The following is a 15073-nucleotide window of genomic DNA, read 5'->3' as shown; positions in this document are numbered from 1 at the left end:
TTGAATCAGTGAAGAATCAATTGGTTTCCAGCTTCGCATCTTTGACGATTTTTCTCCAACGAGGCACATCAACTTCGAGGAATTTGGCAAATTGCTCTGGTGTGTCAGGCTTGATACTGCCACCCTCCTTGGACAGCTCCTCGACTATCTTTGGATCCTTCAATATTTTCACCACCTCTTTGTTCAGACGATCGATGATCGCAGGTGGTGTACCGGCGGGTGCGACTAAGCCATACCAGTTTTCAATTTCAAAGCCCGGTATCCCTGCCTCCGCCACGGTAGGAACATCCGGGAAGGCCGGAGAACGTTCAGCCGAAGTCACGGCAAACGCACGGATTTTGCCGCCTTCGACGTGCGGCTTAATCACAGCGAGTGTGCTGAAATACATTTCGACTCGACCACCAATCATGTCTGTAATCGCAGCGGATTGACCCTTGTAAGGGACATGCACGATTTTGATTTTTGCTTCGGAACCAAACATCTCGCCGGCCAAATGACCGGCAGTTCCTGCACCAGGAGAACCATAGCTCAATGCGCCAGGTTTAGCCGCAGCCGCCGCAATCAACTCTTTTAGCGTTTTAGCTTGCAATGTAGAGGGTCCTACGATGACAAGCGGCGCAGAGGTCAGGCGAGTGATTGGGGCAAAGCTTTTGATTGGATCGTAATTCAGATTATCCCGCAGCGCAGGCGCGATACCCAGGTTAGCGGCCTGGGCAAACAGCATGGTATAGCCGTCAGGCTTTGACTGTGCGACGAAAGAAGCCGCGATTGACGATCCGGCACCTGGTTTATTTTCAACTACAACCGGCTGATTCAAAGCCTTAGAAAGTTGTTCCCCCACAGCGCGGGCCATCAAGTCCGAGCCACCCCCGGGCGGAAATCCAACCACAATCTTTAAAGGCTTATTGGGAAAGTCTTGCGCACCAGAAATCAAGGGCGTTGCGGCCAAAACGCCCCCGGCGATTAAAGTTACAAAACCTCGGCTCACACTCTTGAATGCTCGCAAACGCGTCATGAACTGTGTCAGTTTTACTGTCTTCATTTGTTTGTCTCCAATTGACTCGTTGATCAAATCAATATTTGGTGATTCCGTTTTCAGTTGACTTTAATGCCGGCTTTTTCAACTACCGGCTTGTACATTTCCAAGTCGCGTTTGATCTCTTGACCGAACTGAGCAGGCGTACCATTGGCCGCCTCGATTCCAGAACCGAGCAACTTTTCCTTGACAGCGGGATCCTGCAGCACGGCATTGATCTCTTTGTTCAGCTTGGCGATGATGGCGTCAGGCGTCTTCGCTGGAGCCATGATACCGACCCATGAGTTGAGTTCAATACCGGGGATACCCGACTCTTTGAATGTCGGAATATCAGGATACGCGGCTGAACGTGTCGCACTAGGAACACCCAATGCAACCAGCTTGCCGGCTTTCAAATGCTGATTGATCGAGGCAGCCGATGCGAAGGTCAAAGGAATATGACCCGCCAGAGCATCCGCCACTGCCGGACCGCCACCCTTGTATGCGACATGCACAAAATTGGAGTTGGACTGTTGTTTGAGCAGCTCGCCTGCCAAGTGCACGATACTGGCGTTGCCCGAAGTGCCGTAGGATAGACCGCCCGGTGTTTCATTCGCCAGCGCCACAAGTTCTTTCAGGTTCTTGGCTTTCACAGCTGGATTGGCAGCAAGAATAATCACAGAATTACCGATTTTGGCGACTGGCGCGAAATCCTTTAACGTATCAAATCCGATTTTTGAATAAGCGTGGGGATTAATCACCAACGTGCCATCAAGAGCTAAAAAGAGTGTGTAACCGTCTGGTGCCGAACTCGCGACTTGCTGCGCGCCGATATTGCCTGAAGCACCTGGTTTATTTTCAACAATGACTTGCTGACCGAGTCTTTTGGACAGACCCTCGGCCACGATGCGCCCGCTCGTATCTGTGACACCGCCAGGCGCGAAAGGCACCACCAGCTTGATGGTTTTGGAAGGATAAGACTCCGCAGCTTGCGCGTGAACGTAACCACTTGCAAGAACAGTACCGCTCATTGCAATCAAGCCCGCACAGATTTTTTTGATATTGAAAGAATATTTTTTCATGTTTGTTTTCTCCAAAAATTATTTCAATGCAACGGCAAAACCACGCTGCACGGCAGGTCGGGCCATCATCATTTCGTACCAGCGCTTAACGTGAGGAAAGTCTGCCAAATCGACCTGATGGCGCGGGTGTCTCCACACCCATCCCAAAATCGCAAAATCAGCAATAGAAATTTCACCTGCGAAAAAAGTATTCTCCGCGAGTCGCCGATCCATCACACCATACAGACGTCGCGTCTCTTTCATAAAACGCTGGACACCATAGCGTTTGTCTTCTTCATTCGTCAGCCCCAGGAAATGGTGGACCTGCCCCGGGATTGGGCCAAAACCTGCCATCTGGAACATCAACCACTCCAAAACCGCCACGCGCGCAGCGCCCTTTGACGGGAGGAATTTTCCTGTTTTCTCTGCAAGATAAATCAGGATTGCGCCGGATTCAAACACACTAATCGGCTTGCCGTCCGGCCCATCACTATCAATGATGGCGGGGATTTTGTTATTAGGACTGATTTTTAAAAATTCAGGCCTGAACTGTTCGTCTTTGCCAATATCCACCGGCGTGACGGTGTAAGGCAATCCCATCTCTTCTAACGCTACGGAGATCTTGCGCCCGTTAGGGGTATCGAACGAAAAAAACTGGATTGTCATTGCGAGTGCTCTCTTTTTATATGAATGTTTGAGATATCAGCAATCGAATATACCCATTCTCAAGTCTGAATGACACAAATCTTCTCTCAACACCCCTTTATTTAGGTGCGAATCCGGCCTCAACTCTCCTTAAAACCTTTACTTTTTAAGTCTTTCAATCAGCATGAATAGTTCATTAGTTATAATTTTTAATTATTTAGTGCCATGAAAATTGGTTCTTTTATACCAATTTGGTGATCTTTTCTTCTCTGACCACAGGGTTTGCTAAATCCCCAGAGCCCGTTTTTGTATCACTTTCTACTGATTACGGAGTAACGATGAAACCCTTTACCCTCACCCTCGGTGCATTGTTATCAGCTGTTGCGTTTTCTACATCTGCACAAAGCGCTGATAACTTCCCTACAAAACCCATCAACATGGTGGTGCCTTTCGCAGCCGGCGGTCCAACAGACAGCGTCGCTCGCTCTCTCGCCGAAGCTATGCGCCCCACACTCAAGCAAACAGTCATTGTCGAGAACAAAGCTGGAGCGGGTGGCACGCTCGGCAGTTCATATGTTTCCCGCGCCAATCCAGATGGCTATACCGTTCTGTTGATGCACGTTGGTTTCACGACCGCGCCTTCCCTATACAAAAAGCCAAATTACAACCCTATCGATGGTTTCGAGCCGATCGGACTGGTGGTTGACGTGCCGATGACCATCGTCGGTCGCTCGGACTTCCCCGCGAACAACATCAAGGAATTGGTCGAATACGTCAAGAAAAACAAAGATAAAGTGTCCTTGGCAAATGCCGGTATCGGTGCGGCCTCACACTTGTGCGGTGTGATGTTTGCCAATGGCGTCGGTGTTGATTTGCTGACCGTCCCTTACAAAGGCACAGGTCCTGCGATGAATGATCTGGTCGGCAAGCAAGTCGACCTCCTGTGCGATCAAACCACAAACACGACCCAACAGATCAAAGCAAACACCATCAAGGCCTATGCTGTCACCAGCAAAGAGCGCGTGCCCACACTGCCTGATCTGCCAACGATGGAAGAGTCTGGCTTTAAAGGTTTCGAAGTCGGTATCTGGCACGGCATGTGGGTCCCAAAGAACACCCCCGCCCCTGTACGCGCCAAACTCCTTGAAGCCCTGCAAGCTGGCTTGGCGGATCCAAAGTTCCAAGAGCGCATGGCTGGTTTGGGCGCGCAAGTCCTGACCAAAGACGCGAATCCTGCCGCCCTGGATGCCAAAGTCAAGCAACAAGTCCCGCAGTGGGCCGAGTTGTTTAAGAAAGCAGGTGTAGAACCACAGTAATCTAGAAAGCCCCTCACAGGCGCCATGAGCTTAGTCTCTGGCGCCTGTATTTTTTGAGTCTTGGGCGAAATCCTTCATATTTGCCTTTTCAATGCCCTTAAAACTTAGGGCAAACCCCTGCGGCTCGTGTCTTTTCACAGGGCTGCTTTAAAATCGCCCGTTTCTAAGCCCAATTGGAGAATTCGCATGCTAACTTTTCTAGCAGCGATTATGAAATCAATCAATGGCATCAACAAAGCTGTCGGCAACGTTTTTGCCTGGCTATCGGTTGCTGTTGTTCTGGTTTGCTTTGCAGTTGTTGTCGAGCGCTACCTTTTTTCCACGACTCGTCTTTGGATGCAAGATCTGTATGTCTGGCTGAACGGGGTCATGTTTACCGCCGTGGCTGGCTTTGCACTCTTTAGAGAAGATCATGTCAGGGTTGATATTTTTTATCGGCCCTCGGCGCCTCGAAAAAAGGCAATCGCCGATTTAATTGGGGTCTGCCTATTTCTCTTTCCTTTTATGTACGCGGTCTATTACATCGGACTGCCCTATGTCCAGCGCTCATGGCGCCTAATGGAAAACTCCGCCAACGTTGGCGGCATGCCGGGACTTTACGTTTTGAAAACATTCATCCTCGTTTTTGTTGCGCTTGTCGCATTACAAGGTCTCGCGATGGCGATTCGCTCCATCCTTGTTCTAGCCAAAAGAGAGGACCTCGTTCCTGAAGACTTCCGTTACCCAACGATCGCGCAAGCGACTGGCAAGGAGTAATGGATATGGATTACGTTCTCATTGGCGAGATTCTCGCAGGACTGATGTTTTTTGGTGTGATTGGCATGCTGATGCTCGGCTTTCCTGTCGCATTTTCTCTGGCTGGTACCTCCTTGCTATTTGGTGCGGTCGGGTACTACTTTGAGGTCTTCGACTTCTCGAACCTGTCCTCGCTCGCAGGTCGTTATATCGGTTTCATGACCAACGAAGTGCTGGTCTCCGTGCCTCTATTCGTCTTCATGGGTGTCATGCTTGAGCGCTCAAAAATCGCCGAGCAGCTTTTACTCACGATGGGCAAATTGTTTGGTAATGTTCGCGGGGGCCTGGGTATTTCCGTCATTCTTGTAGGCGCGTTACTTGCTGCTTCAACTGGTGTGGTTGGAGCGACTGTCGTGACGATGGGACTGATTTCCTTGCCAGCGATGTTAAGAGCTGGCTATGACCCCAAACTCGCAAGCGGTGTGATCTGCGCCTCCGGCACTCTCGGTCAGATTATTCCTCCTTCCACAGTTCTCATTTTCATGGCTGACATGCTGGCGGGCATCAACTCCCAAGTACAAATGTCAAAAGGAAATTTTGCACCAAACCCTGTTTCTGTTGGAGATCTGTTTGCTGGTGCGTTCATTCCAGGGATGCTGTTGGTGCTGCTCTACCTTGGCTGGATGATTTTCAAAGCCATTACCGATCCAAAATCTTGTCCGGCAACGCCTTTCAGTGATGAAGAGAAAAAAGGAATTCTCAAAGAAGTCATGACGGCGATGGTGCCCCCTCTGATTCTGATCATCGCAGTACTCGGTTCGATTCTGGCTGGGATCGCAACGCCCACCGAAGCAGCATCGGTCGGTGCGGTAGGCGCAACGATTCTTGCCGCTTTGCGTTGGAGACTTTCCTGGACAGTATTACGCGAAGCTGCTATTTCGACCGCAACTATTACTTCGATGATCTTTATCATCTTGTTTGGTGCCTCGGTATTCTCCATCGTATTCCGTCAAATGGGCGGAGACAATCTCGTTCACGAATTCCTCTCTGGACTTCCCGGCGGAGCGATCGGCGCTATGGTAGTCGTGATGATCATCATGTTTGTCCTGGGCTTTATTTTGGACACATTTGAAATCATCTTTATCGTGATCCCGATTACTGCTCCAATCCTGCTGATGCTGGGACTCGATCCTGTATGGCTAGGAGTGATGGTGGGAGTCAACTTGCAAACAAGCTTCCTCACGCCTCCGTTCGGCTTCTCATTGTTTTATCTCAGAGGCGTAGCGCCAAACAGCGTTTCAACAGGCATGATCTACAAAGGTGTTATTCCATTCGTATGCCTGCAGGTCTTAGCGATTGCGGTGCTTTTCGTATTCCCCGAACTTGTGACTTGGCTGCCTAAGCTCTTGTACTAAATCTTTCTAATTCTTCTTATCAATAAAAAGCCCGGCGATCTTTTGGATTGCCGGGCTTTCGACTGACTAGCAATCTGTATCAGAGCTTAAAGTATTTAGTGCGCGCCGCAACAAACTGGGCATCCGTACCTTCAGTCTTGGTACGAACGATATCCAAAGCTTTGACGTAGCTCTCCGCTGTTTTCTTGGTCAATGCATCACCCTTGTCACGGATCGATGCAAACAATTCAGTAGAAGCTTTGGCGGCAGCCTCAACTACGCTGTCAGGGAACTGGGGAATGGCTTGGACCCCATGATCTTTGACCAACACCTGTAACGCGCGAGGGTCATTTGCAGCAAAGTCCGAAGCAACCTGGTCATACTCGGCCTGGCAGACATCACGGACCAGATCCTGCAAGTTCTTGGGTAATGCCTGGTACTTTTTCTTATTGACCACCAGCTCGGTTGCCAAGCCTGGCTCGATGAAGCTTGAGGTGTAGTAAATCTTACGGGCTTTGTAGAAACCCAAGGCCAAATCATTGTAAGGACCCACAAATTCAGCGGCATCCAATGCACCCGACTGCAAGGCCTGGAAAATCTCGCCAGCGGCCATATTGGTCACTGACGCACCCAGCTTGCCCCACACCTGACCACCCAAACCTGGGGTACGGAAACGCAAGCCCTTGATGTCATCCAGACTCTTGATCTCCTTAGGGAACCAACCGCCAGCCTGTGTGCCGGTGTCTCCAGACAAAAAGCCCTGCAGACCGAACTGATCATAAACCTCGTCCCAGATCTGCTGTCCGCCCAGATAGCGAACCCAGGCAGCCAACTCACGGCTGGTCATACCAAAAGGAACGCCCGTAAAAAATGACAGAGCGGTACTTTTGTTCTGCCAATAGTAAGCAGCTCCATGCGACATCTCCGCACCACCGTCAATGACTGCGTCAATCGACTGAAGCGCTGGCACCAACTCGCCTGCGGAAAAAACCTGAACCGTCAGCTGGCCTGCCGAAGCCGCAGTAATACGGTCAGCCAAGCGTTGAGCACCTACGCCCATGCCTGGAAAATTTTTAGGCCACGTTGTGACCATGCGCCATGTGATTTTGCGTTGTGCCACTGCGGGCGCTGCGACAGTCGATAAACCGGCGGCGCCGGCAATACCTGCTTTAGTAATAAACGATCTACGATTCATGGCGGAGTCTCCGTCGTACCAAAAATAGAAAAATTGTTAAATCAACCACGATTATATTGCGCCTGCTCAAAGCAAAACCTAGGAAAACCCTAGGTTTTCTCCGAGATGCTGAGCTCGATTCCCATTCAAGCCGTGCAAGCCAGCTCCTCAATACATATTAATATTCTTCGATTGTCGGCATTATTTACCTGATCTTCAAATCACCCTAGGCCAAGTCATGGATTCATTTACCACCCGCCCGGAAATTATTGGAACATTTGGTGTGGTTTCTTCCACTCACTGGCTCGCCTCTCAGACAGCCATGTCTATTCTTGAGCGAGGAGGCAATGCCTTTGATGCCGCTGTAGCGGGTGGCTTTGTGCTTCAGATCGTCGAGCCCCATCTGAACGGTCCTGGTGGCGAAGTTCCGCTCATTTTGTGGAGTGAAAAAGAGCAGCGCATGCGCGTCATCTGTGGTCAGGGCTGCGCGCCCGCATTGGCCACACCCGAATTCTTTCGCCAAAAAGGGTTAGAGCTGATTCCTGGCATTGGTCTTCTGCCTGCAACGGTTCCCGGAGCCTGGGGTGCTTGGCTCACGATGTTGAAAGATTACGGCACCATGACTTTGGCCGAAGTGCTGGCGCCCGCGATCAGTTATGCCGAAAATGGCTTTCCTCTCGTGCCACGAATCGTGCAAGCGATTACTGCCGTACAGGATTTATTTCGCGCGGAATGGCATAGCTCCCGGGATGTTTGGCTACCTCAGGACAAAGTGCCTGCTCCGGGCGCTCTGTTTCAATCAACCGCGATCGCAAAAACCTACCGAAAAATTATTGAGCAAGCTCAGTCTCAAGGCGGTTCAGATCGGGTTAAACAAATTGAAGCTGCGCTTGATGTCTGGTACCGGGGCTTCGTTGCGCGCGCAATTGACGATTACTACACGCACGCAGAGATCAGAGATACCACCGGTCAACGCAATAAAGGCCTGTTGCGTTATGAAGACATGGCCAACTGGCAGGCGACGTACGACGATCCCATCACAGCAGAATTTGGCCGTTACACCGTTGCAAAATGCGGCCCCTGGTCACAAGGTGCGACTTTCTTGCAGCAACTGACCATCCTGCGACATGCTGAACTGCAAAAACACGCTCCCGACTCCTTCGAGTTTGTGCACCATGTCGCCGAGGCCGCCAAGCTCGCGCTTGCTGATCGCATGGTCTGGCTCGGAGATCCGGATTTTGTCGATGTACCACTTCAGGCAATGCTAAGTTCGGATTATGGCAAGGAGCGCTTTGCGCAAATAGCGGCTCAAGCGTCAAATTCAATCAGACCGGGTCAACCCGATGGCCGTCAGCCTGCGATGCCAGATCTCAGTCTGGGTGAACGCATTTTGTCAATTTCTGATACGCGCTATGGTATTGGCGAACCCACATTTGCTGCCTTACCTCCCGTGCGCGAGTGGGCAGAAAAAGAAATCTTTGTTGGGGATACTTGTCACCTAAGCGTGATCGATCAGCAAGGCAATATGGTTTCAGCCACCCCCTCGGGCGGCTGGTTGTCTTCGAGCCCAGTGATTCCAGCGCTCGGTTTCTCCATCAATACCCGCCTGCAAATGACCTGGATGGGTGAAGGATTGGCGAGTCAGCTGCAACCCGGCAAGCGTCCGACCACGACCCTATCACCGTCAATGGCCTTGCGAGATGGCAAACCTTATATGGCTTTTGGGACACCCGGTGGCGATCAACAAGATCAGTGGACCTTGATTTTCTTTTTACGCCATGCTTTGTATGGCATGAATTTACAGGAAGCCATTGAAGCGCCATCATGGCACTTGGACCACTACCCCTCTTCTTTTTGGCCGCGCACGACCACGCTCAACAAAATGACGCTTGAAGCACGAATGCCGCAAGATACGATTGAACGTCTCAAGCAAGCAGGTCATGACGTTAAAGTCGGTACGGCATGGTCCGAGGGACGCATCTCCGCTTGTACCCGCGAAACAGGACTCAATGGCCAACTCGTTTTGCGTGCCGGGGCCAACCCACGTGGCATGCAAGGTTATGCTGTTGGGCGTTGAGAACACCAAGACTGAGTGAATCCATCAATGAAAGACCAAAAATCAAGCTCCTCTGCAGATCCTATTGATTTCATCATAGTCAGAAATGATTTACCGATCCGCTGGCAAAGGAGGATCGGTCTGGCACCCGACAATGGCCTGGGCGTCGCGAGGCGTGCGTTGTTTTTCGCGATGTTCACCTGGTTGCCGATCGTGATTTGGGCCGCACTGGAAAGTCGCCTGCTTGATCGCGCGTCAGGCGAACCACTCCTGGCACACTATGGCGTGCATGTCCGATGTCTTGTCGCGATTCCTTTGCTCATTTTGGCTGAAGGAATGGCACTCAGAGTTGTGCGAACAATCGTCGCACAATTTATTGAAAACGGCCTGATCATCGATAGTCAGCGCGATCGCTTTGTTCAGATCATCAAAGACACGACCGACCTGCGCGACAAAGCATTTCCCTGGGTGATCGTCTTTGCTCTGACGCTCTTGTGGCTCATCGGTGTGCCAAACAGTATTCACGAACACGAACTCTCCTGGGCCACCCTCGATGCGGGCTTGGGTTTCGGTGGCTGGTGGTTTCTTTATGTTGTGAGACCTGTCTTTACGATCTTGTTACTTGGCTGGTTATGGCGCATCGGTTTGATATTCAGACTTTTTTATCTTTTTTCAAAACTTGATCTCGCGCTTGTTCCCGCACACCCGGACGCTATGGGAGGTTTAGGCTTTTTACAAAAACTTCCCAAAGCTTTTGTTCTTGTGACTCTCGCCATGTCAGCCGTTCTGGCTTCCCGTTGGATACATGATTCGCTTTTTCATCAGATCGCACTCGAAACATTGAAACTCCCTCTACTCTCTTTTGCAGTACTTTGGGGTCTCACGGTTCTAGCGCCACTTTTTGTATTTTCTGCAAAGATGATCTCTACGCGCAAAAAAGCGATGCGCGAATATAGTGCCCTTCTGTCGGAGCACGGTCGACTTGTTCATCAAAAATGGATTCTGGGTCAAAATATTGGCGAACGAGACATCCTGGATTCGCCTGAACTAGGTCCCTCCGCGGATATCGAGACGATTTATGCCGCAGTAAAAAACATGCGCATGATCCCGATCGGCAAGAGCTGCATCATGCCGATTATCGTGCCAATAGCATTGCCAATGATCATTGTGGCCGCGACTCAAATCCCGCTGATGACAATTTTGACAACACTATTCAAGGCGCTAGTCTGATCTGCAAGTTTTCAGGATCTCGCATACACAACACCTGCTCCACCTCGTGGATCTGCACCACCGCGCATGCGGCCTCCAATCGTCGAAATCACGTGGGCGCGCGACATGCTTGGCTCAAAGCTATGCGCGCTCTGATGCACCTTGTGCCCAAGTGCCCGCAACTCCTGAATCACCGAACGTGGCACGGTCGCATGGATGCCCAGTCCTTCGCAATGTATCCGCGGGACTGTCACAGCCTCCACAGGCGACATGCCAAAATCCACCACATTCAAAATGGACTGCAAGGTGGCACTGATAATGACGCTACCACCTGGTGCACCCGCTAACAAAACGGGCTTGCCGTCCTTGAGTAACATCGTTGGTACCATCCCTGTCGTGCGAGCTTTTCCAGGTGCCATCGAATTCTTTTTATTCGGCACTGGATCAAACAATTTCATTGAATTGTTGTAGTTGAATCCCAAGCCAGGCGTCACGACACCCGCAGCGGTACCAAGCGTATGCGTCATCGAAACGGCGTTTCCCGCAGCATCCATAACACACACATGCGTGGTGCAACCTGGGGGAGCCTCTTCTTGTCCGCCAGCATAGTGTCCGCTCTTGATTCTCTCTGCCCAATAAGCCGCGCGTCTCTTGGAGATCAACATATCTGTGGGCACCTCAGCAAAACGAGGATCTCCTAAATATGCATTGCGGTCAACGTGCGCGGCAGCCATCGCGCGTGCAACTAAATCCAGGTGACGGGTCGATCCGTGCTCAAACGAGCTTAAGTCAAAATGCTCAAGAATCTGCAACATTTCGATCAGCGTCGCGCCGCTGCCAGGAGGTGGATTGGATCGCACTTCATAACCACGATAATGACCGACCAAAGGAGCACTTTCCTCAGGCTGATAGTCTGCCAGGTCCTGCCGGGTCACAAAGGCTCCATTCATTTCCAGATCTCTGGCGATTTCATCGCCGAGCGAGCCTTGGTGAAATTCACGCCAGCCACCTTTTGCCAGTCGCTCCAATGTTCGGGCATAGTCAGGCAGTCTCATGACGTCACCGACCTTAAACAAACGTCCATCTGGATGTAAATACACCCGCGCACATTCAGCTGTTTTACGAATACGCGTGAGACCGTCCGGAATACCGGGTTGGGCATAACCACTCCAAACGCTCGCGGCATTGGGAGTCACGACAATCCCTTCATTGGCCTGTGCGATGGCTGGAGCAATCAGATCCGCCCAAGGCATCGAGCCGAGCTTCTCATGAAACAAGCCGAGACCCGCGGGCGTACCGGGTGTCATGATTGCGGTATAACCAATTTCGCTTCTGAAATCATCGAACAAGCTGTAGCCGGAAATCGGTGTGCGGCCCTTGCAGTCTTTTTCCCACATATCGGGACGAACCTTGGAGCCCGCCCGATTATAAAAATCGATCATGCCACTACGACCGCTTTGCGCATGGTAATAGTGCAGCGTTCCCATCCCGCCTAATCCACACATGAAGGGATCATTGACCATTTGAGAAAATGCAGTCGCAAGCGCTGCATCAAAAGCGTTTCCACCTTGCTCAAGAATTTCAGCGCCCACCTCTGCCGCGCGAGGCTGTGGGCATACAACGACTCCCTTCATGACATCTCCTGATTTCTAATCGTTTTTAAAAAATTAACACGATTTACAAATGGATCAAGCAGGCATACATTGAAAGCCACAAATGATTCAGCAAACTCCAATGACTACTGACATGACTCGTCCAAATGCCCAAGAAGGTATCTTCACGCTGCAAAACTTCACTTTCGAGTCCGGTCAGACCCTCCCCGAGCTCAGGATTGGTTATGTCTGTTATGGTGCGCTCAATGAGCAGCGAGATAATCTTTTACTTGTTCTCCCCGGCACTGGCAATGTCAGGCACAGCGTAATCGAGCATATCGGACCAGGCAGAGCGTACGACACAGATCATTATTGCGTCGTCAGTACTGATGCGATTGGGGGTGGCACCTCTTCGAGTCCCGCGGACGGCTTAGGCGCAAACTTTCCAGACTACTCAATCCGGGATATGGTGCACGCCCAAGTCCAACTTGTGAAAAAAGGTCTGGGTCTGGGCAATCAGGCCATCGCCGTACTGGCCGGTGCGTCCATGGGTGCATTTCAGGCCTTGGAATGGATGATTCATTATCCTGAAATGGTAAAAAATGCTGTGCTTTTAGTACCTGACTGGCATGCGAGCCATAGCTTTAAACTCGCGACCCAGCGAATGATTGACATCGTAAAACTTGATCCACACTGGAACGACGGCCAATACACAATCAATCCAATTAACGGACTGAAACTCGCTGGCAAACACTACTTTGCCTGGACCGTGACAGATGACTATATTGCCAAGACGGATTTCAACACGCTTGAACTCGAGGCCCAAGCATCGGCAGACTGGTTTGCCCGCTGGGATGCCTGGAGCTTACTCAAACGTTATCAGGCATCCTCCAATCACGATGTCAGCGCGCCGTTTAATTCAAGCTTGAACGACGCACTTGAGCGCTTGACCGCGAAAACACTTTTGATTCCTTGCACGCAGGAGAGGCTCTTAAGCCTGGAAGGTGCCAAACAGCTCGCAGAACGACTGGTGGGCGCAACCTACGCGCCCGTCGACTCGAACAAAGGCCATCTTGCATGGAGAGCGTTACTCGGCTCCAGTCAAACACATTTCATTCATCAAACAGTCAGAAATTTTTTGAAGCTACCCAATCATTAGCCTGACTGATATTTGAATCAAGGTGTGTATTCGCCATATTTATTCGCGGCCTTTTCGCTATCCGAAGCAAACCAAAAGATCAGCAATAAAACACCAATAACGGTGATTACCAAAAGTTGCCACCAGCCACTACGACCAATATCGTGCAAACGACGACTACCCGCGGCAAATGTCGGAATCAGGAAAATGAGGGAGACCAAATTACCCAGAAACGCGCCGCCATCGAGCACGAGCGCGCCAACTATCGTTGCTCCCCAGCCCAGTAGAACAGTGAACAAATAAAACCACCAAAACTCGCTGCGCGTGGCTCGCCCGCTAAATGTGGCAAATTTTGACAAACAGGTTGAGACGGCTGTAGAAAAATTCATGGATGTTCTCCCGATTATTTGATGTTAGATTACGTAGTTGGTTTTAATATTGACAATCAGTCTTGACTGCGTCAACACATATTTATGACTTCCGTTATCCTAAAGGTGCGATTCATCAAGATATTGCATCGCAGCAGTTCATTTGCAAAACACTTAACTTTAAACACCTTCTTGTGAATCACCTTCTGCTTGCCCTCGTGGCAATGTTCTTGCAGCAAACCTTTGCGGCAATCGGGCGCGCCCTTCCCGCTGTGATCGCGCCCGCCATCATCGCGGATCTCTTGATTGACTCGGCATGGATCGGTGTCTATTTTTCTATTGCAGCGGGTGCCGCACTCTCCACCCAACTTGGTTGCGGCAGTTTCATTGTGCGTTATGGCGCGATGCGTATGAGCCAACTGGCTCTTATCCTCCTTGCTTTAGGGATGGCGTTGGCCACCATCGGTCACCCTATCGCGCTTATCCTCTCCGCGATGTTAAGTGGTGGTGGCGCAGCAGTTTCCACGCCCTCTAGCTCGCACCTGTTGGGTCGCTGCTCTCCACCGCGTTACCTGCCTCTAATATTTTCAATCAAGCAAACTGCGGTCCCTGCTGGACTTCTTTTGGCGGGTATGCTCGGACCCAGGATCACTGAGTGGTCAAACTGGCGCTACACCATGCTGATCAGCGCTCTGGCCTGTATCGTTTTCACACTCATGCTTCAACCACTACGCAAGAAATTTGACGATGACCGCGATCCCGCTCGCAAATTTCATTTCTCTGATTTCGGTAACACCCTGCGCGCTGTAGTGGGCACCAAAGAGTTGCGCAATCTCTCTTTTGCATGTTTTGCCTTTAATGCTGTTCAAACAATCTTCACGGTCTATTTCGTCGTGTACCTGACAACAATGGGGTACACACTCGTCGCCGCCGGCTTTGTATTTTCTATCGCCGTCGCCGTCGCTGTCCCGGGACGTATTATTTGGGGGCTACTCGGCAGCTCTTATGTCCATCCTCGCATCATGATGGCAGCGCTGGCAATCGGCATGGCAATCAGCATGGTTCTCCTGAGCATTTGCGGCGAAGGTTGGCCGACGATCATCGTCGGAATCGTCGCCACGCTCATCAGCGCAACCGCACTGTCCTGGCATGGCGTCTTACTTGCCGAAACTGCGCGTGCTGCACCAGAGGGCGCCCGAGGCGCCGTGACTGGAGGAGTGCTTTCCTTTGGACAGGTCGGCGCCTTGACCGCTCCATCGATCTTTTCACTTTTACTTGGTATGACGAACAATTACGGTATCGGTTTTGTCGTCTGCTCTCTGCCGGCAATGTTTGTTGGTATTGCACTGCTTCGCCAGAGAAAGAAGTAA

At 50.9% G+C, this 15073-nt stretch carries 13 protein-coding genes; 7 read left to right on the top strand and 6 right to left on the bottom strand.

Features of this window, described 5'->3' with window-relative positions; genetic code table 11:
• Positions 1-16 precede the first annotated feature (16 nt).
• From QWY30_RS09920 to QWY30_RS09910, 3 genes are read right to left on the bottom strand one after another with little or no spacing between them, the layout of a single operon-like run.
• Positions 17-1042, bottom strand: a complete 1026-nt coding sequence (locus tag QWY30_RS09920; protein ID WP_290240592.1) for a Bug family tripartite tricarboxylate transporter substrate binding protein — start codon at positions 1040-1042, stop codon at positions 17-19.
• A gap of 53 nt (positions 1043-1095) precedes the next feature.
• The gene (locus QWY30_RS09915; RefSeq protein ID WP_290240590.1) at positions 1096-2097 is read right to left on the bottom strand and encodes a Bug family tripartite tricarboxylate transporter substrate binding protein; all 1002 of its coding nucleotides are present in this window, start codon (positions 2095-2097) and stop codon (positions 1096-1098) included.
• 18 nt (positions 2098-2115) lie between these two features.
• Complete coding sequence (locus QWY30_RS09910; protein WP_290240589.1) at positions 2116-2742, bottom strand: glutathione S-transferase family protein; 627 nt, start codon at positions 2740-2742, stop codon at positions 2116-2118.
• 317 nt (positions 2743-3059) lie between these two features.
• On the opposite strand from QWY30_RS09910, the gene QWY30_RS09905 reads away from it, so the two are divergent.
• The 3 genes from QWY30_RS09905 to QWY30_RS09895 all read left to right on the top strand — a co-directional run bounded on the left by QWY30_RS09905 (position 3060) and on the right by QWY30_RS09895 (position 6187).
• A complete protein-coding gene (locus QWY30_RS09905) occupies positions 3060-4037 on the top strand; it encodes a tripartite tricarboxylate transporter substrate binding protein BugD (RefSeq protein WP_290240587.1) in 978 nt (325 codons plus the stop codon).
• 186 nt (positions 4038-4223) lie between these two features.
• The gene (locus tag QWY30_RS09900) at positions 4224-4793 is read left to right on the top strand and encodes a TRAP transporter small permease subunit (protein ID WP_290240585.1); all 570 of its coding nucleotides are present in this window, start codon (positions 4224-4226) and stop codon (positions 4791-4793) included.
• A 5-nt stretch (positions 4794-4798) separates the two neighbouring features.
• Complete coding sequence (locus tag QWY30_RS09895; protein WP_290240583.1) at positions 4799-6187, top strand: TRAP transporter large permease; 1389 nt, start codon at positions 4799-4801, stop codon at positions 6185-6187.
• A gap of 79 nt (positions 6188-6266) precedes the next feature.
• Here the strand turns inward: QWY30_RS09895 and QWY30_RS09890 are convergent, their stop codons facing one another.
• Entirely contained in the window at positions 6267-7361 is a 1095-nt protein-coding gene (locus QWY30_RS09890; protein WP_290240582.1) for a TRAP transporter substrate-binding protein, read from the bottom strand.
• A 217-nt stretch (positions 7362-7578) separates the two neighbouring features.
• Here QWY30_RS09890 and QWY30_RS09885 point away from each other — a divergent pair, with 217 nt between their 5' ends.
• Entirely contained in the window at positions 7579-9417 is a 1839-nt protein-coding gene (locus tag QWY30_RS09885) for a gamma-glutamyltransferase family protein (protein ID WP_290240580.1), read from the top strand.
• A gap of 27 nt (positions 9418-9444) precedes the next feature.
• Entirely contained in the window at positions 9445-10626 is a 1182-nt protein-coding gene (locus QWY30_RS09880) for a hypothetical protein (protein WP_290240578.1), read from the top strand.
• An 11-nt stretch (positions 10627-10637) separates the two neighbouring features.
• Here the strand turns inward: QWY30_RS09880 and ggt are convergent, their stop codons facing one another.
• Positions 10638-12239, bottom strand: a complete 1602-nt coding sequence (ggt, locus tag QWY30_RS09875) for a gamma-glutamyltransferase (RefSeq protein WP_290240576.1) — start codon at positions 12237-12239, stop codon at positions 10638-10640.
• Positions 12240-12351: 112 nt separating this feature from the next.
• Here ggt and QWY30_RS09870 point away from each other — a divergent pair, with 112 nt between their 5' ends.
• On the top strand, positions 12352-13356 hold the full coding sequence (locus QWY30_RS09870) for an alpha/beta fold hydrolase (RefSeq protein ID WP_290240574.1): 1005 nt from the start codon (positions 12352-12354) through the stop codon (positions 13354-13356).
• A 17-nt stretch (positions 13357-13373) separates the two neighbouring features.
• Here QWY30_RS09870 and QWY30_RS09865 read toward each other — a convergent pair whose 3' ends face one another.
• Positions 13374-13724, bottom strand: coding sequence for a DUF805 domain-containing protein (locus tag QWY30_RS09865; protein ID WP_290240572.1), 351 nt, complete (start codon positions 13722-13724; stop codon positions 13374-13376).
• Between the two features lie 62 nt (positions 13725-13786).
• Here QWY30_RS09865 and QWY30_RS09860 point away from each other — a divergent pair, with 62 nt between their 5' ends.
• Positions 13787-15073: an MFS transporter gene (locus QWY30_RS09860; protein WP_290240570.1), complete on the top strand. Its 1287-nt coding sequence runs from the start codon at positions 13787-13789 to the stop codon at positions 15071-15073.

This window comes from Zwartia panacis (assembly GCF_030410395.1).
GTDB lineage: Bacteria > Pseudomonadota > Gammaproteobacteria > Burkholderiales > Burkholderiaceae_B > Zwartia > Zwartia panacis.
This window is presented reverse-complemented; position numbering and strand designations above follow the sequence as displayed.